Raw genomic sequence first — 22941 nt, forward strand, 5'->3', positions numbered from 1 at the left:
CGAGCGTCAGAAATCACGAGTTCGAGCGCCGGCAGCCGATGCGATCATTTCCGTTGTTGGTCCTTTCGGAAGGGTCGAGCCTCCATCGATAGTCCGGTGTCAGGCGTGAAGCTGACGTTGCGGTTACCCGTTCCCTCCCACTTGGTCACCTCGTCGGACTTGCGATCACGCTGATCACTCCACAGTCCAGACGATCTGCGGGCCCCTGACTTGGCGTAGTTTGTGGCTCGGCGCGTGAGATGCAATCCTTTGGGAGGAACGTGCAATCAATCCGTTAGGCCGGCCTTCCTCAAACCCTCAAGAAAGTGTTCGCGGTCCGAAGGATCTCGATATCTATCCGCCCGCGACAGTGCAAGGTCGAGACGGCTCAGCGGCAGTGCTTCGCCTCGTTCCTTCAATTCGCGCTCCCATTCCCCGACAAATGCGTCCAATTCGGTCCGAGCTTTGTCGAGCCTGTCGATCTGCGCATAGCAGGCGGCCAGGAGGCCATGCGACCAGCGGTCGGGGCTTCGCATCTCCCGGAGCGCTCTGATGGCTTGCTCGTATTCGCGTGCCGAATAGAGGGCAAGCGCGTGATACCAATGGTAGAGATTGGGCGGTAACGGGTTGAGATGTTTGGCTGTGTCGATCCATGTGAGCGCTTCTCGCCACCTTCCCCAGTAGACAAGAATATTGGCGAACACGGCGGCGACATCTGCGTCGATTGAATTGAACCCAAGCGCACGTTCGAAGTGGATTTCAGCTTCGTCGTCCCGCTTGAGCAAGAACAGCAATTGTCCGAAGACCCCGTGAGACCAGGCGTCGCTGTCGTCGATGTCCAGGGCTATCTCCATATGCCGCAGCGCCTCATCCAGCGATGACGCATCCGCGGCCTCAAGGAATTCGTTACAGACATGGGTCCATGCCACGTTCGCGTGGGCGCGCGCGTAATGTGGGTCAAGGGCGATGGCGCTGTGGAAATGGTCCAGCGCCTCGGCAAGGTCTTTGCGTGTCAAACGCCGCCACCGTTCGTTACCAAGCAAGACAAAATCGTATGCGGTGATATTCGATGTCTGCTTGCGCTTGGCGAGGTGGCGGTCTGCTTCCTCCAGCCGGCCCGGCAGGGCCGAGACAACCGCCCGGGTGATCTCATCCTGGACGGCGAAGATGTCCTCAAGGTTGCGGTCGTAGCGCTCGCTCCACAGGCGATTGCCACTTGCCGCATCAAGGAGTTGGACCGTGACCCGCACCCGTTTATCAGCCTTGCGAACGCTCCCTTCCACCACGTATCGAGCACCGAGCCGACGGCCGACTTCCTTAACGTCCATCTTGCCGCGCAGCGAGAATGACGAATTACGCCCGACCACGAACAACGATCGGAACCGCGACAGTTCGGTGATGATGTCCTCGGCAATCCCATCGGAAAAATAGTCCTGCGCGGGATCGCAACTCATGTTCTGGAATGGCAGCACGGCAATGGACGGTTTTTGCGGAAGCGGGAGTGTCGGCAGTGGGATTGCGGCCGCGCCTACCCCCTGCACCCGGTAAGCTCTCGCCGGCCGCGCTATGTTCTTGAACTGGTGCTCGCCTCTATCCTCGAAAGTCACATCAAGCTTGTCGCGCACCTGCTGATGCGCCGCGTCGGAGATGTAGATGCTGCCCGGCTCTGCAATGCCTTCGAGGCGGGCGGCGATAATGACGCCATCCCCAATGATATCGTCGCCCTCAATGAGCACGTCGCCAACGTTGACACCGATTCGGAACAACATTCGCCGATCATCCGGAACATCGACGTTGCGTTCCACCATGAGATTCTGGACCGCCAAGGCGCACTCGACCGCGGCCACAATGGAAGGAAACTCTACCAGGAGACCGTCGCCCATTGTCTTGAAGATGCGACCGCCATGGCTCGCCATGATTGGATCGATTGCTTCGCGATGTTCGCGGAGTTCCCGCGCTGTGCCGAGTTCGTCGATACCCATGAGCCGGCTATAACCGGCGATATCGGCGGCCAAGATGGCGGCTAGTCGGCGATCGATGCGACCCTGCTTGGGAGTAGCCATGGCGGTGCCCTTCTTGCGGTATTCTACACCAACGGCGCTGCGCTGTATCGCTCGCCGGGTTCGAGCCTGCTTTGGCGACCCGCCTGACACGGGCGTCCTAGGCTCACTCGCTGGGCTACATCGCGGGTCATGGAGGTCGGCTTTTGGCCCATCGCGTCAGTTGGCGCAGCGCAGCGACAATGTCGGGAGTCGAGGGTAAGCCGGAAGTCACAGACTTAGGGCCAAACCGATGAGATTGACCGGAGCCGGCATATTGAGCTGTCTAAAACCGTAGCGCTCGCTCGTACTTGGAGTTGTCGGGGCATGGGCGTACTTTTGGCTTCGCGTTCCTGCTGCCCTTATTCCTTGACGGCGCAATTCCTTGACGGAGCGCGGCCCATTATCAATTTCTGAATTTAATCCCCATCAGGGTTATCGCGATTTCGTTCAAGCCCTTACACGCGTTGGCGGTCTTACTAACCAGCGCTTACCGATCGGTGCCGTTGCAGCAATTTCATAGTGGAGAGCTTCATGAAACGTCGTGAATTTCTGGCGCGATCCGCAACTGCCGTTTCCGCGAGTCTCCTTCTGGGGAGCGTGCGGTCCGACGGTTATCGCTTCGCCGGTTCAGCGCTTGCCGCTGGCGAAGGAGACCCACAGAAAGCGACGCTTGAGCAGAAATTTGCGGAATTTGCACTTTCCATCAAATATCAAGCGCTGCCCGCTGACGTTATCGGCTCAGCCAAGCGCGTTCTTCTCGACACTCTCGGATGCGCATTCGGATCAGTAGGATCCGAGCCCGCAAATATAGCCGAGACGACAATTCGCAAGACTTTCGGGGAGGGCAATACAGCCACGGTGATCGGCTATCCGCGATCAGCCACCGTAGAAGGCGCGCTATTCGTCAATGGCGTTCTCGTTCGCTCCCTCGACCTGAACGATACCTATATCGGCACCGAGCCACTTCATCCGAGCGAGGTGCTGCCGACGGCGATTGCTCTCTGCGAGGAGAATGGACGATCCGGTCGCGAACTCATCGAAGCGATGGTCGCGGGCTACGAGGCGAGCATGCGCGTTAATGACGCCATCTCCTTCATTGAACGTGGCTTCCATCCCTTGTGTGCGGCCTCCTACGGCGTCCCTCTGATTGCGGGCAAGATCTGGGGGCTTCCCAAGGAAGCCCTCGCAAATGCGGTTGGAATATCGGGCGCACGTGGCTTCACGAGTTTTGTAGTGAATAGCGGCGCGATTAGCATGATGAAAGCCATGGGACTTGCCGCCACGGCGGCTGACGGCGTTTTCGCGACGCGGCTCGCCGCCCAGGGCTTTACCGGCCCTTCCGGCACGCTGGAATGGCTGGCGTCAAAAATGAAACCGGTCAAGGAGGGGTTGGCCGTTGATCTGGAGCTTGCGCGATACCGGCTGCCCCGGGTGGCATTCAAACGCTTCCCGATTCAGATTGAGTTGCAAGCCGTGGCAGAGGCTGGCGCATCACTCTCTGGAAAGATCAAAGGTCGCGGACAGGATATCCGGGCGATCACGGTTGAGAGCTATCCGGGAATAATTGAACGTGTTGCGGATCCGGCGAAATTCAAACCGCAGACAAAGGGTACCGCCGATCACAGTCTGCCCACCTGCCTCGCCATGGCCCTTCTCGACGGCGATGTGACCGTCGCTCAATTCGAGAAAGATCGCTGGCGGTCCCAGGACGTGATGGCGCTGGTGGAAAAGACGTCAGTGAAGCCCGGAGAGGCACTCATCGCCAAGCTCCCCAAGGGGCGCGGTGCGAGCATAGAGATTGTCTTCGCAGACGGTCAGTCTTTGCGTGAGACGGTGGAAGTTCCCGAAGGCGACGCGGAACGCCCGCTGTCGCGATCGTCACTCGAACGCAAATTCATGAACTTCGCGGTTCCTGTCGTTGGCAAGGTCGGCGCAGAGCGCGTCGTGTCGCTCGTCGATGGACTTGAAGAGTTGAAAGATGTCCGAGAATTGACCCAAGCCCTCAAGGCAACCGGAAGACAAAATCCGACGTAACCTGAACGCCTGATCCACCGGCAATAGGAATACCGATGTCGGTCGGGTGGCCCATCGCGTCAATTGGCGAGCGCTATAGCGACATGTCCGGAGTCGAGGGTGAGCCGGAAGTCACCGACTTAAGGGCAAACCGACGAGATTGATCCGAAAGAGACATAGAGCCCATCAGCTTCCGGAACTGGGCCTACCGGGAAGGTGGCTCCGGCGGAGTGTGGGGGTCGAAGGGCGCCGAGTTTGATCTGTATATACCACGACGACCGCCCCATTCGTGAACGACGCACAGTGCGTTGTTTAACGATGAATATCATTCAAATATCGCTTGGGCCTACGACTACGATACTTAAATTGATGATCGCAATGCTTCTGTCATCAACGAAAATTAGATTTGTCGCTCCGAGGTTCAACGGCTCCAGTGTGACCCTGTGATCGTTGAACGTATGAACATCGACGATTTTCGGATCGCCGATCAGCACTGCCTCACCTGAAGCCCCTATCCACCGTCGACGGGGTTCTTATTCTGCCGCGCGGCTCGCAACGATGTCACCCTGTTCCTCGGCCCTTGAATGAACCTGGGTAGCCGATCACCATGCGCCCGACGCGTGAGCTTGCTCAAATAAATGTAGATGACCGGGGTTGTGTACAACGTCAGGAACTGCGACAGCAATAGTCCGCCGACGATGGCGATGCCGAGCGGGCGGCGCAATTCCGAGCCCGCGCCCGATCCAAGTGCCAACGGCAGACTGCCGAGCAAGGCCGCCATGGTCGTCATCATGATGGGACGAAACCGCATCAGGCATGCGTCGTAAATGGATCGCTCCGCCGTCAGATACCGCTGCCGCTCCCCGACCAGGGCAAAGTCGATCATCATGATTGCGTTCTTTTTCACGATCCCGACCAGGAGAATAACGCCGATCAGCGCGATCAAGGAGAAATCATAGCCGAGAGCGATCAGCGCCAGAAAAGCTCCGACCCCTGCCGAGGGCAGCGTCGAAAGGATCGTGATCGGATGGATGAAGCTTTCGTAGAGCACCCCGAGCACGATGTAGACCGCGACGATCGCCGCTGCGATCAGGTAGGGCTGGGTGGCCAGCGAGGTCTCGAAAACCTTGGCCGATCCCTGGTAGAGCGCCGTAAGGGCGGCCGGCTTCGCAATGGTTCGTTCCGCGTTCTGAATCGCGGTGATGGCCTCGCCCAGCGAGTGTCCCGGTGCTAGGTTGAACGACAACGTCACCGAAGGAAACATGTCCTGATGGTTGATCGTGAGCGGAGAGATCGACATGTCGGATTTCGTCAGCACCGATAGCGGCACCATCTGCGCCGTCGCCGACGGCACGTAAAGTTTCTCCAGGGAGGATGCGTCTTCCTGGGCGCCGGGCGTAGCTTCGAGGATCACGCGGTGCTGGTCCAGCTGACCGAAAATGGTCGCCACCTGCCGCTGTCCGAAGGCGTCGTAAAGCGTATCGTCGATCGCCTGCGGTGAAATTCCCAACCGGCCAATGGCGTCCCGGTCGATCTTCAGCATCATGCGCGGCGCGGTCGCCTGCAGGTCGCCGGTCACGTCCTGCAGCTCTGGCAGCGAGGAGAGCTTCGCCAGCATGATCGGGGCCCATTTGAACAGCTCGGCGACATCGGGATCCTGCAGCGTGTATTGATATTGGGTCTTGCTGACGCGCGCGCCGATCTGCACGTCCTGGCGGGCTTGGGCGAAGAACGCGATCGCCGGTACCTTGGCGGTGGTTTTGCGCAGCCGGTTGACGACGTCGGTGGCGCTCGCCTTGCGCTGGCTGAGCGGCTTGAGATCGATCATCAGGCGGGCGCTATTCACGGTTGGATTGGAACCGACCCAATAGTACACCGTCTGCACGTCCGGATCGGCCATCACCACCTTGGCCAGCTCATGCACGCGTTGCACCATGGCGGTGTAGGAAATGTCCTGGGCGGCTTCGGCGGTTCCCTGGATGGTGCCGTTATCCTGCTGCGGAAAGAATCCTTTTGGAATGGCGATGTAGAGTAATGCGGTGGCGGCAAGCGTTGCCGCCATCACGGCCATCGTGGTCAGTCGGTGCCGCAGCGTCCAGCGCAGGCTGGCCGCATATGCGTCCAGCGATCTGGTGAAAGCAGTATCGAGCCAGGTCTCGATCCTTCCGGCAGCCTTCGGGTGACCGTGGTTGTCGTCCGGCCGCAGTAGCCAGCCGCACATCATCGGCGTCAGCGTCAGGGCGACAATTCCAGAGATGACGATGGCGACGCTGACGGTGACGGCGAATTCGCGGAACAATCGCCCGATCAGCCCGCCCATCAACAGCAACGGCAGAAACACCGCGATCAACGAAAACGTCATGGACAGGATGGTAAAGCCGATCTCCTGTGCTCCGATCAGCGCGGCCTGCAACGGGCTCTTACCGGCTTCGATATGGCGAATGATGTTCTCCACCATCACCACGGCGTCGTCGATGATGAAGCCGACCGCGATGGTAAGCGCCATCAGCGATACATTGTCGATGGTGTAGCCGAGCAGGTACATCACCGCGCAGGTCGCCAGCAGGGAGACCGGGATGGTAACGCTCGGAATCAGGGTCGCGCGCGCGTTGCGCAAGAACACAAACATCACCAGTACCACCAGGCCGATGCTGATGGCCATGGTAAATTGCACGTCGTTGACCGAAGCTCGGATCGTCTGGGTGCGGTCGCCCAGAATTTGCACTACGATCGAAGGCGGCAGGGTGCGCTGCAGGGCCGGCAGCGCATCTTTTACCAATTGGACGGTTTGGTTGACGTTGTAGCCGGGCTGCTTGTGCACATCGATGACGATGGCCCGCTCGCCATTCAGCCATGCGGCCTGACGAACGTCTTCGACGCCGTTAACGGCCTTGCCGAGGTCGCTGATCCGGACCGGCGCTCCGTTGCGATAGGCGACGATCACCGAACTGAAAGCCGAGGCGTCGAAAATCTGGTCGGTCGTATCCAGCGTCAACGACTGCCTTTGGCCGTCCAACGTGCCCTTCGGAGCATTGACGGTTGCGGTGCCGATGGCCGCACGGACGTCTTCCAGGCTCAAACCCATGGCCGCGGCTACGCTCGGGTCGATCTGCACGCGCACAGCGGGCTTTTGTTCACCGTGAAAATCGACCAGCCCGACGCCGGAGATGCGCGAAATCTGGGGGGCGAGGTAGTTTTCGACATAGTCGTCGACCTTCGCGATCGGTAGGTCGGGCGACATGATTGCAATCGACATCAGCAGCGCGTCGGCTGGGTTTACCTTTTCATAGGTCGGCGGATTGGGCAGATTCTTCGGCAATTGTCCGCCGGCGGCGTTGATCGCCGACTGCACATCCTGCGTAGCGCCATCGAGGCTGCGGCCGAGGTCGAATTCCACCTGGATCGACGTCTGACCGAGCGAGCTCGCGGAGCTCATCGAGGTTACCCCCGAAATCAGCGACAATTGCCGCTCCAGCGGCGCTGCCACCGATGTTGCCATGGTCTCCGCGTTCGCCCCGGGCAGCTTTGCCGATATCTGGACGGTCGGGATATCGACTTGGGGCACGCCCGCGATCGGCAGCAGGAAGTAGGCAACCAATCCAAGCAGGGTCAGGCCGATGATCAGCAGCGTCGTCGCAGTCGGCCGAACGATAAAAGGGGCTGAAACGTTCATGGCGAATTTGCAGGACCAGTCGCGGCAGAGGATGCCGCTTGTGCCGTGACTTCGACTTTGCTTCCGGCCTGAATTCGATATTGACCGTCGGTCACGATTTGCTCACCCGCTTGCAACCCATCGTCAATGATGGCGGTGGTTTTGTTGAGTCGGCCGACCTTAAGCGGCCGCTTCTGCACGGTACGGTCGTCACCGACGACGAAAGCGTAAGGTCCGTCGGGACCCTGCTGTACCGCGGTCACCGGTACCGCGATCACGTTGCGGCGGATCGCAAGCTGGATGCGAAGGTTGACGAACTGTCCTGGCCATAGAGGGTCATCGGCGTTGTCGAATTTCGCCTTATAATTGATCGTGCCCGTGGCCGGATTGATCTGATTGTCGATGACGGCGAGCGCGCCGGTAGCAAGAGCCCGCCCGTCGCGATCGAGCGCTGTTACGATGACATTACCATCCTTCAACCCCGCGCGGAGTTGCGGCAGCGTATCGGCGGGCAGCGCGAAGCTCACGAAGATGGGGTGGATTTGGTTGACGGTGACGATGCCCGTCGTATCGGTTGCCCGCACGATGTTGCCTGCATCGAGCAGGCGCCGTCCGACGCGGCCTTCTATCGGCGAACGGATGCTGGTGTAATTCAATTGCACCCGTGCAGTGTCAATCAGCGCCTGGTCGACCTTAGTGCTTGCTTCGGTCTGCGCAACCAAGGCTCGGGTCGTGTCGAGCTGCTGTGTGGTGGCTGCGCCGGTTTTCGCGAGATTGGTGTACCTGGCCAAATCGAGTCGGGCGTTGTCGAGTTGAGCCTGGTCTCTGAGCTTATTGGCTTCGGCCTGGGCCAGCGCAGCTTCGAAAGGAGCCCGGTCAATCTCGACCAATATATCCCCCGCGTGGACATCCCCTCCCTCTTCGAACCTGACTTTAACAATCTGGCCGTCGACCCTCGATGTCACGAGGACGCTGTTGAACGCCTGAACCGTCCCCAGACCGCTGAGGTAAATCGGAACATCCGCGTGCCTCGCCTTGTCAGTCACGACAGGGATCGCCTGCGTATTACCCTGTGCGACCGATTGCGAGATCGACGGACCCGACCAGCGGGTGTCGATCGACACGGTGGCGGCTCCGGCGGCGAGCAGGGCTATGATTATGATTAAGCGGCGCACTTCTGCTCTCGACTACCGATCGCGACAGGTTTTCCAATGACCGAAGGCGTCAGTCCTCACGAGACCGGCCGTTTCGGGGAAGGTAACGTGTCTCGCCTACGAGATGGAACAGCCAGTTGCGATGGTCTAGCACAGCTCCGGTGGGTCCTTCCGTATCAGGTAAAGGCTGCATTCATCGTGCTCGAAAGTGCGCAGTCGTCAAATCCTGGTTGATCAGACTTAGGACTGACTTAGCTTCGGGACCGGAACATTATCTGGCTGCCATGCGCCGCCAACAGGCGCGCTCGCCGGATTGGCCGGGCCCCGCACGTCGGTCGTCGACGTCGGTCAAAGCCCGCAACCGAAGGGCTGCTGGGGAAGCGAAGCAGCCTTCAACTGCCTATGCGTAAGATCCACCCGATAGGCGGCGAGTTGGCGGTCGTAGTCGAGGCGATGCCAAGGAAGCATATACCGTGCCGTAACGAATCCGTATCGTGTGACGGCCATCACCACGTACGAGAGGGAGCCACTTGTCTGGTCGATGGCGGCACTTTCGATCGATCCGATTCGATCGCCGTCCGGGCCCACGACAGCGGTGCCCTCCAGTTGAACAGACGAAAGCTCGGATGCTTCGAAGGAATTGTTCATGATCGTGTCCACTTCCGGTAGTTTGGGGCGCTTCGTGTTTCGCCGGCCCCTCGCCCAGTTCATACAGCTTTGCGCAATTGCCTTAGGACCGAGTTAGCCCTTCGTGAAGCTTTGTCGAAGAAACGGCGGCACGAAAAAGGCGTCGACGTGCGGTAGCGTGCTCGGAAGAGCGCGCCGGACAAAACCAGGGATAAAGCGCAGGAAGCACCAGCAACGTGAGCACCGTCGCGCTGATCAGGCCTCCAATGACGACCGTCGCCAGCGGACGCTGCACTTCGGCGCCGGAATTCGCCGAAAGTGCCATTGGCAGGAAGCCGAGGCTGGCAACGGTCGCCGTCATCAACACCGGGCGGAGCCGCGTCATCGCAGCTTGCCAAGCCGCGACTGCAGCAGAGAGCCCTTCCCTGCGACGTTCCTCCATGTAGCTCACCATCACCACGCCATTCAGAATGGCGATGCCGAACAGGGCGATGAAGCCGACCGCGGCGGAGATGCTGAACGGCATGCCGCGCAGCGCGAGCGCGAAAATTCCGCCCACCGCCGCAAACGGCACGTTGAAAAAGATCAGCGTCGCAAGCCGAGCGCTGCCGAACATCAGATAGAGCAACAGGAGGATGACGGCCAGGGCTACGGGAACCACGACGGACAGCCGCGCCATGCCTTGCAGCAAGTCCTGGAAGCTGCCACCCCAAGAAATCGTATAGCCAGGCGGCAGGCGGACCTGGGCCGCGACCGCCTGCTGCGCGTCGGCCACGAAGTTGACGAGCGGCCGCGCGCGCACATTGGCCTGCACCTTGACAACACGCCTGCCTTCCTCGCGCTCGATCTGGGCTGGGCCGGGCTCCCAGCGAATGTCGGCCAGATCGCCGAGGGCAACTGAGACGCCGGCGCCGTTGTTCACGCGCAGCGCCCGGATATGGTCGATGCTGTCGCGGTCGCGCAGCGCGAGCCGGACGCGGATATTGTACCGCTCGTCGCCATCTTTCATGGTGCCGACGGTGCGTCCGCCCAGCGCTTCGACGAGGTCGAGCACCTGGGTCGCATTGAAGCCGCGTCGCGCGATCTCATCACGATCGACGATGACGCGGAGATACGGCTGCCCGACCGTCTGTTTTGCCTGCACGTCGGCCGCCCCAGGAACGGCCGAGACCACGCGCGCAACCTGGTCGGCGAGGTCGTGGAGTGTTGCCGTGTCGGTCCCGTGGATGGCGATCGCGAGGTCGGCCATCACACCCTGCAAGAGGTCGTCCATGCGCATCTCGATCGGTTGCGCCCAGCTTTGCGTAATGCCGGGCACGCTCTGATCCAAAGCCTCCTTGTACGCTTCGATCAGCCCGGCCTCGGTCTGCGCGGTGCGCCATTCCGGTTTTGGCTTGAGAATGATGAAGGTGTCGCTTTGCTCGACCCCCATCGGATCTGTCGGGATCTCCGAACTGCCACCGAGCGTAGTCACGCTCTGCACCTCGGGGAATTTCGTCAGCGTCTTCTCCACCATGGTCTGGGTGGCGATGGCGGATTCGAGCGAGATGCCGGGCAGCTTGGTGGTGGTGACGGTGAGCGCGCCTTCCTCCAGGCGCGGCAGGAACTCTGCGCCGAGACGGGAGCCGACCACGAGGGCGCCACCCAGCGTCACGGTCGCCACGAGAATGGTGATTCCAGGATGGCGCATCGTCCTCGCGAGCACTGGCGCGTAACTGCTCCGAGCCACGCCGATGATGCGGCTGTCCCGCTCGGCGACCGGCTTGCGCAGGAAGAACGAAGCGAGCACCGGCATCAGCGTGAGCGTCAGCGCCAGCGACGCGGCCAGCGCGAACATCACGGTGAGCGCCATCGGGCGGAACATCTTGCCCTCGACGCCCTGCAGGCTGAGGATCGGCAAATAGATCAAGGTGATGATTGCGACCGCAAAGGCGACCGGGCGCGCTACGTCGTGCGCGGCCTCGCGTACCACCTGCTCGGCCGGGCAAGATGGCGCCTCTGCGCGACGGCGCACGATGTTCTCGATCATCACCACCGCGCCGTCAACCAGCAGACCGAAATCGATGGCGCCGAGGCTCATCAGGTTGCCCGACAACCCAGCGAAGTACATCGCAGTGACGGCGGCCAGCATCGAGAGCGGAATAGCCAGCGCCACTATGACGGCAGCGCGGAAATTGCCCAGCAGCAACAACAGGACGATGATGACCAGGGAGGCGCCTTCGGCCAGGTTGTGGGCCACCGTCTGCAGGACGCGGTCGATCAGATCAGCGCGATTGTAGTAGGGAACGATGCTCACGCCAGGCGGCAGCGTCTTGTTGATCTGCTGCACGGCTGTGGTCAGCCGCTCAGCAACCACGCGCGTGTTCTCGCCCAGCGTCATCAACGCGACGCCAACCACGGCCTGGCCGTCGCCCTGGCTCGTCACCGCGCCGAGCCGCGGCATCGGCGCCTCGACAACTTCCGCGACATCCTTGAGGTAGAGCGGCGCCCCGCCGGTTGCGGTACGCAGCACGATGTTGCCGATGTCGCCGATCGATTCCAGCAATCCTTCGCCACGGATGACGGCCTGCTCACCGTTGCGGGCGAGCGTCGCACCGCCGATGGCGCGGTTGTTCTGCGCCACCCCGTTGTAGATGTCCTCGATCGAGAAGCCAAAGTGCGTCAACGCGCTCTCGGAAACCCGGACCTCGTAGGTCTTGAGTTCGCCGCCGTTGACGTTGACCTCGGTGATGCCCGGGACCAGCTTGAGCTGCGGCGCGACCTGCCAATCCAGGATCGAGCGCAACTGCATGAGCGAGTGGTTATTGCCCTCGACCCTGAACTGGTAGATCTCGGAGAGGCCGTCGGAGAGTGGGCCAAGCCTCGGCGTTCCTGCCTCTGCCGGCAGCGCTGTCTGGCTCAGCCGCTGCGCAACCAGCGTGCGGTCGGTCAGGATGTCGCCGCCGTCGGCGAACTTCACATAGATGACGGACAGCCCGTAGCGCGAGATCGAGCGGTAGCTCGTCATGCCCGGGAGGCCCTGCAGGGCGAGTTCGATCGGCGTGGTGATCGAACGCTCCACGTCCATGGGGGCGAGCCCCGGTGCGGGGGGTGGTGACCAGCACTTGCAGCGGCGAGATGTCCGGATCGGCGTCAAACGGCAGGCGTTGCATGCTCAGGAGGCCGGCCGCGACAAGCCCGGCGATGAGGATGAGGACGGGCATGCGGTTGCCGAGGGCGGCATCGACGATCCTGTTGATCACGGTAATGTCTCCCCTAGCCCTGGTCCGGAATGGTGGACTGCATCAGAGCCGCCTTGAGCCAATAGCTGCCCTCGCCGACGACTGCGGTGCCAGCCGCGAGCCCGCTCGTGATCTGGGTCTTTCCGTTTGCGACCGGGCCCGTACGAACCACACGCCAGGCGAACTGGCGATCTCCTGTCGGAATGAACACGATGCTCTGCCCGTTGAGTTGCTGCAGGCTTTCGCTCGGCACCAAGACAGCGTCGCCGCCCTGTGGTGAGAGGATGGTGACGGTGGCGAACATATTGACGCGCATCGCGCCGTCCAGGTTGGGGATCTCGCAGCGCACCTTGGCCATCCCCGTCGTCGTCTCGATCTGGTTGGGGATGTAGGTGACACGGCCGGTAAAAACGCGACCTGGAAAGGCACGCACTCTCACCTCGACCGCATCGCCCACCTTGACTGCGCCGAGATCCCTCTCTGCTACGTCGGCCTGGACCCAGACGGTCGAGAGATCCGACACGGTCAATATCGACGCCGCCGGATCGACGATCTCTCCTTTCGCCACAGAGACCGAATCAACCACGCCGGCGAATGGCGCGACGATGGCGCCCCGCGAGCCGAGCGTCGGCTGATCGCTGGAGGGGCTTGCGCCTGTGGCGGCGGGCCGCATCGGTAGCAGCCGCACCTCTTCCTCCCGGTACCGCTGCAACTCGGCTTGCTTGGTGCGGAGATCGGCTTCCATGGTGGCGACGGTGGCGCGCCGAGCCTCGACCTCGGCCTGCGTCACGAGGTCGTTACGAATGAGGTTTGTCGCGCGGTCGTAAGCGGCATTTGCCGCTCTGAGTTGCGCTTGCGCCTGACCGAGCGCCGCCTCGGCGCTCAGAACCCTGCTATGGGCGGCACTGAGGTCGAAATTGTCGAGGACCGCCAACCGCTGACCTGCTACGACCCGATCGCCGGCGGTTACATGGAGCGCTTCGATCCGGCCGCGCGCCACGGGCCTGATGCGGGCAACATGGAGCTGATCGTAGCCGACGCTACCCGTCGCCGACACGGCCTGAACCAGCGGACCGGACTTCGCCTCCTCGATCTGTAATTGCAGGTTCGCAAGCTTCGGCTCGGAGAGAGTAATTGTGACTGGCAGCCCCGGATCAGCGGCAGCTGCCGCCGGGACGCTCACCGGCGCCGCGATCGAGGCGGACGGCAACGAGCGGCCCGCCGCAAATCCCGCGGCCAAGGCGATAGCGACCATCGCGGCGCTGAAGAGCAATCGATGCTTCGTCACCGCCAATGTCCGACAAAGAGGCAACGGGCCATGGCCGGCCTCCGACCCATTGATCGCGAAAGCGTGAACTGTGCGTGATAGGCTTGTATCAATCATTTTCCCGCTCCGACGAAACCCGTTGGTCGGGATCGTTAGCGGGCTTTTCTGACGCTGGCCTGAAGACTATCTCTGTGACGTTCAGGTTGGCTTCAGCTTTCTCCTTCAACCACGTTTCATGAGGATCGTGAGCGGACCATGCGAGTCTTGCTGATTGAGGACGAGCCGCATCTCGGATCGGCTGTGCAGGAGCATGTTCGAGCGGCGGGACATGCCGTCGACTGGTTCGAACGGCTGGAGCCGGCTGAGCATGCGGTGCGCACGGTCTCCTATGACGCGCTGCTGCTTGATCTGCACCTGCCGGATGGGCGCGGCCTGGATTTCCTGCGAAAACTTCGCCGCCGTGGTGAGGCGCTGCCAGTCGTCATCCTCACCGCGCGCGACCTCGTCAGTGACCGAATCGAGGGGTTGAAAGCGGGCGCCGACGACTACATCGTCAAGCCCTTCGACCTCGACGAAGTGAATGCACGTCTGGAGGCCGTCAGCCGCCGGTATTTCGGAAAGGCGGTGCCGATCCTCCAGATCGGCCCGGTCGAATTGGAGTGGGAACCCAAAGTCGCGCGATTGGGTGGGCGGCCTGTCGAACTCAGTGCGCGGGAATGGGCTGTGGTCGAGGTGTTGGGGCAGCGGCGACGGTCAATCGTGTCGAAAGAGCAGATCGAGGATGCGCTCTACGCTTTTGGCGAGGAGATCGAGAGCAACACGATCGAGGTCTATGTCAGCCGCGTCCGCCGCAAGCTCGGGCGAGATTTCATTCGAACGGTACGCGGTCTCGGCTACCGCTTGGGAGAGTGAAACATGGCGCAAGGAAGCCTCGTTTCACGCCTGATCTGGTTGTTGGCGTCGTCGATGGCAGCCTTGTGGGTCCTCGGCAGCATTGCCGCGGGCACGCTCACGGTGTTTGAGATCAACGAAAGACTCGATGATGCGATCGAGGAGGTCGCGCAGCGGCTCTTGCCGGCCACCTACGAGGCCGTGCGGCAGCCAGAGGCCATGCAGCGAATGGCGAAGCAATTAGTTGCCACGATGGATCCACGGGCCTTGGCCTATCAGATCGTCGGACCGACCGGCGAAATCGCGATGCGCTCGGAGAATGCGCCTGAGACACCGTTTCCGGTGCCGCGTCAGGCGGGATTCCACGACACGCCGCAGTATCGCATCTATGCGCAGCCCGCTGCCGCCGATGGCTATTTCATCGAAGTTGCAGAGCCCAGGGCGCACCGTGCCGAGTCGCTGTGGCGGGCAACTGCGTTGACCGTCGGGCCGCTGCTGCTGTTCCTGCCGTTGTTGTGGTTCCTGATCCGCTGGGCGGTCTTTCGGAGCATGCGATCGTTGGATCAGCTGCGGGGTGAGATCAGCCGTCGCGACGGCTCTAATCTGTCGCAAATCTCCGACATGGCGCTACCGACCGAGCTCGCTCCGATTCAGGCAGCGGTCAACCGCCTCCTTGAACGGCTAGAGCGCGCCTTGGCGACTGAACGCCAGTTCGCGGCGAACAGCGCCCACGAGTTGCGGACGCCGATTGCGGCTGTGCTGGCGCAGATGCAGTTGCTGTCGGCCCAGCTCGCCGGAACGCAGCACGCCGAACGCTCGACCCGCATCGTCGTCCAGATCAAGGGGCTCAGCAGCCTTGCCGAGAAGTTGCTGCAACTGTCGCGCAGCGGCGCCGGTGTCGGGATGCAGCGGGAGCGCGTCGACATCATGACGGTCGTACAGATTCTCGTCGATGAGTTCCGCCGGCGCGAAGACGTCGGAGACCGGCTGGTGGTCACCGCGGACGGTCCGGACGAGTTCATCGTACAGGGTGAATTGGACATCATCGGCATCACGCTTCGTAACCTCATCGAGAACGCGGTGCGCTACGGTGCCCCCGATGAGTCGATCGAGCTCGTTGTAGGCCCAGACCGGCAGATTCGCCTGCTGAACGGCGGTGCCATCATTCAATCGGAGATCCTCGAGACGCTGAGGAAGCCCTTCGTTCGTGGATGCTCGGTCGGTGCTGGCGGCGGTCTTGGGCTCGCCATTGTTGATAGCGTTATGAGGCAGATTGGCGGCAGCCTGACCCTCATTTCCCCTGTCATGGGTCGTGTCAGCGGTTTCGAGGCTCGCCTCGTTTTCCCTGAACCAACTTGAAGCCTCTCCGATGGGCAGTGTGTCCCAAAGTATCGCCTGCATGGGCGCATCGGCGTCTGGCCGATATGGAGCGCGTGCGATTTTGCCCAATCGAGACCGAGGCGACGGCGAGGTTGCCGTGTTTGGAAGCCTGTTCCTTCGCCCCGGATCGTCGGTCACATACAACCCGGGATTGCTGATCGAGCCCCTACCAACAACCACTGGGGTCAAACGGGCATCAAGCGAGTGGAGATCGAACAATGGCCAGTTCCGTCCAATCGACGCCGAATCAACCCGCTGCCCTTCCACCTCCGCCACGTCCGCTCGTCAATATCTCCCCGCCTGAGATCGCCGAGCGCCGTTCCACGACCTGGTCGGGGTTTCGCGGGGAGACGGTCCAGATCATGCGGCACACGCAGTTTGAATATGGATTCCGGGCTCCATGGCACCTGCTAATCGCGGCAGAAGTCGCCGAGCGCTACGATGGGGAGTCGTTTGTTGAAGGCCTGCCGCGGTCGACCTTGCGCGATTTCACGCACAAGCTGACTTTCGTTCCCGCCGGGCACGACTTCCGCGGATGGCAGAGACCTCGCGCATTGACGCACACAACCTACCTCTACATTGATCCGCGCGGGCCTCTCGCCGATCCCGCGCTGCGATTTGACGAGATCGAATTCAAGCCGCGCCTGTTCTTTTACGATCGGGATCTCTGGCAAACCGCTCTCAAGCTCAAGTCGGTGATCGAGAACGCGGACACGGCGCATCGGCAATACACCGAAGCGCTCGGCATCGTGCTGACGCATGAACTCGTTCGCATCAACGGTGGCACGGAACCCCACGAGCCGGTCAGCCGTGGCGGCCTTGCTGCCTGGCAACAGAAGCGGGTGGCCGCCTACATCGAGGAGCATGTCGCCGACGATATTCCGCTTGCGACACTGGCCGAGTTGGCGCGGCTCAGTCCGTATCATTTCTCCCGCTCGTTCAAACGTTCGTTCGGCCTGCCGCCGCACCGATATCACGCGACCCGGCGAATCGAACGGGCCAAGCAGTTATTGGCGAATCGCGAACGGTCGGTGACGGCGATTGCACTTGAGGTCGGCTTCAGCGATACCAGCACATTCACCAGCGCGTTTCACAGGCTGACCGGCGAAACTCCGAGCTATTACCGTCGCTGTCTCGATTAAAGCGGTCGGGGTTGCGGACGCCACGCGATAGCGCACACCGCTAGGCCGCCCTTTGTGGCGCGCGACGCAGCTCGCAAACGACATCGTCGAAGGACGTAGCGATCTGCCTGCTGCCGATCGGCAGCAGGCGCAATCTCCTCTGATCTCCGAACACGTGTATCGAAAGAGGCTCATTCGGCGGGCGTCCCGGGCGGCGCTGGCTGACGGCATCCGGTCGTGGACGAGCCGGCCGAGGCCCGTGTGTAGAATCGCAGCGACGATGGCGCCGACGATCGGGGCCGTCAAATACAGCCAGGCATCGTTGAAATTCCCGGTCGCGATCATCGGGCCAAGCGCCCGCGCCGGGTTGAAGGCGGCGCCCGTGAGCGCGCCACCCATGATGATGTTGAGGGTCAGGGTCATCCCGATCGCCAACGGCGCGAGGATGCCGGCGCGGCCCGCCACCGCGGTGCTGAGCACGACAGTGACCAGGAAAAAGGCGAGGATGGCCTCGATCATGAAGCCGGCCCGAGCCGTGATCGTGAGGGTCGTGGCACCCAAAGCGACATTGTGCGCGAGTGCGGGGGTGCCGAGGCCGGTCTCCGCACCGCCTAATACAGCCCGCAACAAGAGCGCGCCGACAATACCGCCAATGAGCTGACTAACGATATAGCTAGCCGCCTCGCCGACACGCATGGCGCCGGCGGCGAGCACACCCACAGTAACGGAGGGGTTGAAATGGCCGCCCGACACGGAGCCGTAGGCGAAGGCGAAGACCATGACGGTCAAACCGTGAGCAACGGCAATCGCGGCGAGACCGGGCAGGCCGACACCATCGCCGACCACGGCCCCGGCGCCGGCGCCGATGAATATTAACGCGAAGGTGCCGATGAACTCCGCCAGGAGTTTTGGTGCAATCGGGTTGGACATCGTTGACTCCAGAGTGAGGTTGACCGCCCGGCGCGATCGGGTTTGCGCCGGAAGCGATCCGTTGGGATTTGGGGATGGCCGACGGCACGGGGAGCGCCGCCGGCAGGCGAAGCGAGCGACCCTACTCCGCTGCGATGGTCTGCGGTTTAAAATCGATGCCCATCGCCTTCGCGACGCCGGCGCCGTAGTCGGGATCGGCCCTGTAGCAGTGGGCGATCTGCCGCTTGACGATCTCGACCGGAACGCCTTGCATCGCCGCCTTGTAATTTTGGAAGAGTTGCTCCTTCTGGTTGGCCGTCATAAGCCGGAACAGGTCGCCGGGCTGACGATAGTCGTCGTTGCCGTCGCGATGATTGTAGCGGTCGGCATCGCCGGAGATCTTCAACGGCGGCTCGCGGAAACGCTCGTCCTGCACCGGGCCGTTGAACGAGTTTGGCTCGTAATAGGCATCAGGATTCGGATTGCCTGCGAGCCGCATGGTGCCATCGACGTTGTAAGTGTGGACGGGGCAGCGCGGCCTGTTGACGGGAAGCTGATCCGCATTGACGCCGACGCGATAGCGGTGCGCGTCGGCATACGAGAAGATGCGCGCCTGCAGCATCTTGTCCGGCGAGTGGCCGATGCCGGGCACGATATTGGCGGGCGAAAGCGCGGCCTGCTCGACTTCGGCGAAATAATTCTGCGGATTGCGGTTCAGCTCGAGGATCCCGACTTCGATCAGCGGGTAATCCTGGTGCGGCCAGACTTTGGTAAGGTCGAACGGGTTGTACCAGTTCTTGTCGACATCGTTCTCCGGCATGATCTGGATGGAGAATTTCCACTTCGGGAAATCGCCCTTTTCGATCGATTCGAACAGGTCGCGCTGATGGGTCTCGCGATCGTAGGCGACCTTCTCGGCGGCTTCGGCGTTCGTCCAGTTCTTGATGCCCTGCATGGTCTTGAAGTGGAATTTGACCCAGTGGCGTTCGTTCTTGGCATTGATGAACGAGTAGGTATGCGAGCCGAAGCCGTCGATATTGCGATAACTCTGCGGCAGGCCGCGATCCGACATGAGGATGGTCACTTGGTGCAGGCTCTCCGGCGACAGGGACCAGAAATCCCACATCGCGGTCGGCGAGCGCATGTTGGTCCTCGGGTGCCGCTTCTGCGTGTGGATGAAGTCTGGGAACTTCAGCGCGTCGCGCACGAAGAATATCGGTGTATTATTGCCGACCATGTCCCAATTGCCTTCCTCGGTATAGAAGCGCAGCGCGAAGCCGCGCACGTCACGCTCTGCGTCCGCGGCACCACGCTCGCCGGCCACCGTCGAGAAGCGCAGGAAAGCTTCGGTTCTTGCGCCCTTCTGCAACACCTTGGCCTTGGTGTATTTCGAGATGTCGTGAGTGATGGTCAACGTGCCATAGGCACCCGAACCCTTGGCGTGCTGGCCGCGTTCGGGAATGCGCTCACGGTTCTGGTGGGCAAGCTTCTCGAATAGAACGAAGTCCTGCATCAGCAGCGGGCCGCGTGGCCCTGCCGTGATGCTGTTCTGGTTGTCGGAAACTGGCATACCGCTGTCGGTGGTTAGTATAGGGCGTTTGGCCACGGATTGCTCCTGTATCGAGAGACATTGAGATCCCAGCACGCCGCCGCTCTTTGTGGCAACTACTCTTGCGTTCGCAACGTCGGTCGTTGACGAATTGCGTTTGCGAGAAGCCGGGTGCGACGGAAATGTAGGGGTCCTGCTTGGCGGCGACTTAGGATCTGTTGCTGTGGTTGTAGCGGTCTTGCGCCAATGCTCTTGCATCTAGCCGAATAACGTAACCGTGACGCTAGCTGATCCCCGGAGGCTGAGCGTAAGCGGTCCGTTCAGTTTGACGTCAGCTATTCCTGCCATCTCTGCGGCATCCGACGTGTCGTTAGAGGATCCCTATGTTTACACGCGCAGGCGAGTGCAGCTTCACGGCATCGAAGGCTACTTCTTGGATGCCATCCAGCCATACGTCAGCTCATCCACGTTGTCAGCCGCGGCAATGGCTCCGATCGAAGCCAGTTGCTTCAAAGATTAGAACGGCCACTTCCTTGCTTGCTGCCGCCGTCGCGTTGGGATGGTCGTACGGAGCAACTGCCGCACCAGTCGCACCTCGCGATCCTCCCTGGTGTGCCGAGCGGATTGATCGCCTCCCCCTCGAGGTTCGCAGGGTAGTGGTCGCCAGGTGTGGAGCAGATGCACAGGCTGGCCACTATTTTGCGACATACGAGCACGACTCGAACGTCATCCATCTCGACTACTCCTTGGTTCATTGTCCCGCGGCACCGAACGGTGCAATGACCCACGCTCTCCGCCAAACATTCGTCAAACGTCAACGGAGATATGCGTTGTTGGGAGTGGAGTTCGATCGCGCCGTTGACGCCAGCAATCTCTCACCGAGTTCGCTCTGGAGCCCGAGACGTGCCGGCGCTCACCATGGCAGAGCGGCCGTTCCCAAGCGCTGACACAATTAAAGGAGAATACGCGATGTCAGCGGTAGCCGACGCCGATGATTGAGTTTTTAAACTGTTCTATAGCGGCTGGGATCCGCAGGAAAAAAACCCGCCGCTCTCGTGGGCGGCGGGTCTGCGTCTTGCGAACGGAGCTTGCGCCTCCCTGCCCTCGGGCCCCGTCGGTCGGCCTACATTTGGACGAAGCCTTTACGCGGCGCGCGCGGCGCGAAGTGTGCCCAATGTGCCGTTCCAAAGCTCGATCCGGGCCTGGATGCTGTTGCACGCAGCGCGTAGAGCGCGTTCGTTCTTTTGCGGAGAGTCCGCGACCAGCTTGTCAAGCAGTTCCCTCCCCATCGGGCCGTGACTGTCACCATCGAGCTCGATATGCCGCTCGATGTAGTAGATGAAATGGCGCAAGCGAGCCTTGTCGTGCTTCATGCCCGGGAGCGTTTTCTGCAGCCTGCCGAACATCTCCGGAATGATGTCCTCTCGGCCATAGAAAAATGCCGCGACGACCTCTTCCGTCGACCCCGACTGGGCCAGTGTCATCGTGTGCGCGACAAAGGATCGGACATGAGGTGGCACGCCGGTTCGCACCAACCCGCCTTCGACCGAAGTACCGACTCGTGCCAATGAGCGAAACGCTTCGAATTGGCGGGTGCTGGCCCCGACGTCCGCCATGGCGCGGAGATAGAGATCGAGGTGACTGACATAGGAGCCGTCCGGATCGACATCCGTCTCCTCGCCAATCACGATGTCATTGATCAAGCGCGCAGCCCGTGCATTGTCCGCCGGGAACCAGGGCACTCTCGTGCATGTCAGGTCTTGCTGCAGCCGTTTCAGCAGCGACATAAAATCCCAGACGGCGAAAACATGATCCTCCATAAATCGCCTCAGATCCTCAACGGAAGCGACCTCCGCGTAGATGGGGTGGTCCAGCAGCCCGGCGCGAAGAGTGGCTAGGTGGTCACGAACCTGTTTCGACATTTTTGACCTCTATTTGGCATGTTTGACCTTGGCTCTGGGTTGAGGGGTGAGCCCGGCTTAGACGCCCTATTTCTTTTTGTGTGGTACGAGAAACAAGTGCTTCACGAGTCAGTCGTGCGTGAGACGGATTTCATTATCAGTGCCGCGTGATGCGGATTCACGATGAGTGCTAGCGTGCGCCGCTCTTCGTGTGGAAAGAGATCAGAACAACCGTCTAGCCGCATCAGCGCTTCTCAGTTTGTTCAGGTTCGGAATTGTCAAGCGGCTGTTCTCTGTTGAGAGACTCCTAATCAAGCTACATCCGTAACGATGGACTCTCTTGAAGGCGCTGCGCGACCCACGCACAACTCCTTCCTGACTTTAAATTTAATGAGGCGTGGTCGCGCAGAGTTGAGCGACGGGAATTGCTAAGGTCAGTGGTGATTTTCAAAACGGGTATCACCTGCAAGGGACATCGTGGTTGGGAGCGATATCTCTGACGGAGAATGGTGATGATACGCAAGAAGGTTATAGCGCTATTGGCGGTCGCGTCCGTTGGCCTGGCTATGCCGACTATGGCGTTGGCGCGTGGCGGTGGTGGCGGTGGTGGCGGCCACGGAGGTGGCGGCATGGGCGGTGGCCACGGAGGCTTTGGTGGTGGCGGTTTCCACGGTGGCGGCTTTGCCGGCGGCTTCCGCGGTGGCGGTTTCGCGGGCGGCGGCTTCCGTACGGGGATGGCCGGCGGCTTCCGGGGCGATGGTTTCCGTGGCAGCGGATTCCACGACCGTGATGGTCGCGGTTTCCGCGATCGCGACTTCGGCCACCGCTCTCGATTCGGCTTCTTCCCATACGGTTACTATGACGACTACGCTGATGATGACCCGTATGGCTCTTATCCGTATGCCTATAACGATGGGTACTATGACAACGGCAGTTGCCGCGTGGTTCAGCGACGTCTCCACACCTCACATGGTTGGCGCCTGCGTCCCGTCCAGGTGTGCGGTTAACCGTCGCACGCCGAGGGTGATTGCATCTAGGGCGATCGGCTAAGAACGTCGGTATCGATGACGGTGTGATCGTCCGCGGGCTTCAGTACTCTCGCGCTGAAGCCCGCAGACCCGAATCGATTGAATCCAGTTCCGGGATGAGCCTGTCGCCGACAACACCGACAAAGTGTTCTTGACCACTCGCTTTCGGCCATTGCGCCATACTGGTCCGTAGCGAGGGTTTTGATG

General features: G+C 61.2%; 14 protein-coding genes and 1 pseudogene. 4 read left to right on the forward strand and 11 right to left on the reverse strand.

What is annotated here, in order from left to right; translation table 11 throughout:
• Positions 1–266: 266 nt before the first annotated feature.
• Positions 267–2042: an adenylate/guanylate cyclase domain-containing protein gene (locus tag ACVILL_RS09455; protein ID WP_456728809.1), complete on the reverse strand. Its 1776-nt coding sequence runs from the start codon at positions 2040–2042 to the stop codon at positions 267–269.
• Positions 2043–2552: 510 nt separating this feature from the next.
• Between ACVILL_RS09455 and ACVILL_RS09460 the strand changes: the two genes are divergently transcribed.
• Positions 2553–4055, forward strand: coding sequence for an MmgE/PrpD family protein (locus ACVILL_RS09460; RefSeq protein WP_456728810.1), 1503 nt, complete (start codon positions 2553–2555; stop codon positions 4053–4055).
• 308 nt (positions 4056–4363) lie between these two features.
• Here the strand turns inward: ACVILL_RS09460 and ACVILL_RS09465 are convergent, their stop codons facing one another.
• The 6 genes from ACVILL_RS09465 to ACVILL_RS09490 form a co-directional block, all read right to left on the reverse strand.
• Entirely contained in the window at positions 4364–4528 is a 165-nt protein-coding gene (locus ACVILL_RS09465; RefSeq protein ID WP_456728811.1) for a pilus assembly protein N-terminal domain-containing protein, read from the reverse strand.
• 17 nt (positions 4529–4545) lie between these two features.
• Complete coding sequence (locus tag ACVILL_RS09470; protein WP_456728812.1) at positions 4546–7707, reverse strand: efflux RND transporter permease subunit; 3162 nt, start codon at positions 7705–7707, stop codon at positions 4546–4548.
• Positions 7704–8810 (reverse strand): efflux RND transporter periplasmic adaptor subunit, encoded by a 1107-nt coding sequence (locus ACVILL_RS09475; RefSeq protein WP_456728813.1) that lies wholly within the window; start codon positions 8808–8810, stop codon positions 7704–7706. Before ACVILL_RS09475 ends, ACVILL_RS09470 begins: the two co-directional genes overlap by 4 nt.
• A 378-nt stretch (positions 8811–9188) precedes the next feature.
• Positions 9189–9488, reverse strand: a complete 300-nt coding sequence (locus ACVILL_RS09480; protein WP_456728814.1) for a PRC-barrel domain-containing protein — start codon at positions 9486–9488, stop codon at positions 9189–9191.
• An 82-nt stretch (positions 9489–9570) separates the two neighbouring features.
• The gene (locus ACVILL_RS09485) at positions 9571–12534 is read right to left on the reverse strand and encodes an efflux RND transporter permease subunit (RefSeq protein WP_456728815.1); all 2964 of its coding nucleotides are present in this window, start codon (positions 12532–12534) and stop codon (positions 9571–9573) included.
• Between the two features lie 188 nt (positions 12535–12722).
• Complete coding sequence (locus tag ACVILL_RS09490; protein WP_456728816.1) at positions 12723–14072, reverse strand: efflux RND transporter periplasmic adaptor subunit; 1350 nt, start codon at positions 14070–14072, stop codon at positions 12723–12725.
• 138 nt (positions 14073–14210) lie between these two features.
• Between ACVILL_RS09490 and ACVILL_RS09495 the strand changes: the two genes are divergently transcribed.
• The 3 genes from ACVILL_RS09495 (at position 14211) to ACVILL_RS09505 (ending at position 17368) form a co-directional block, all read left to right on the forward strand.
• Positions 14211–14867 (forward strand): response regulator, encoded by a 657-nt coding sequence (locus tag ACVILL_RS09495; RefSeq protein ID WP_456728817.1) that lies wholly within the window; start codon positions 14211–14213, stop codon positions 14865–14867.
• Positions 14868–14870: 3 nt separating this feature from the next.
• The gene (locus tag ACVILL_RS09500; RefSeq protein ID WP_456728818.1) at positions 14871–16205 is read left to right on the forward strand and encodes a histidine kinase dimerization/phospho-acceptor domain-containing protein; all 1335 of its coding nucleotides are present in this window, start codon (positions 14871–14873) and stop codon (positions 16203–16205) included.
• 239 nt (positions 16206–16444) lie between these two features.
• On the forward strand, positions 16445–17368 hold the full coding sequence (locus tag ACVILL_RS09505; RefSeq protein WP_456728819.1) for a helix-turn-helix domain-containing protein: 924 nt from the start codon (positions 16445–16447) through the stop codon (positions 17366–17368).
• Between the two features lie 252 nt (positions 17369–17620).
• Here the strand turns inward: ACVILL_RS09505 and ACVILL_RS09510 are convergent.
• The 4 genes and pseudogenes from ACVILL_RS09510 to ACVILL_RS09525 form a co-directional block, all read right to left on the reverse strand.
• Positions 17621–18277 (reverse strand): annotated as a pseudogene (locus tag ACVILL_RS09510) (MIP/aquaporin family protein); the annotation flags it as partial.
• A gap of 121 nt (positions 18278–18398) precedes the next feature.
• On the reverse strand, positions 18399–19862 hold the full coding sequence (locus tag ACVILL_RS09515) for a catalase (RefSeq protein ID WP_456728820.1): 1464 nt from the start codon (positions 19860–19862) through the stop codon (positions 18399–18401).
• Positions 19863–20947: 1085 nt separating this feature from the next.
• Entirely contained in the window at positions 20948–21727 is a 780-nt protein-coding gene (locus ACVILL_RS09520; RefSeq protein WP_456728821.1) for a DUF3050 domain-containing protein, read from the reverse strand.
• 515 nt (positions 21728–22242) lie between these two features.
• Positions 22243–22530: a hypothetical protein gene (locus ACVILL_RS09525; protein ID WP_456728822.1), complete on the reverse strand. Its 288-nt coding sequence runs from the start codon at positions 22528–22530 to the stop codon at positions 22243–22245.
• Between the last annotated feature and the right edge of the window lie 411 nt (positions 22531–22941).

This window comes from Bradyrhizobium sp. USDA 3364 (assembly GCF_054056355.1).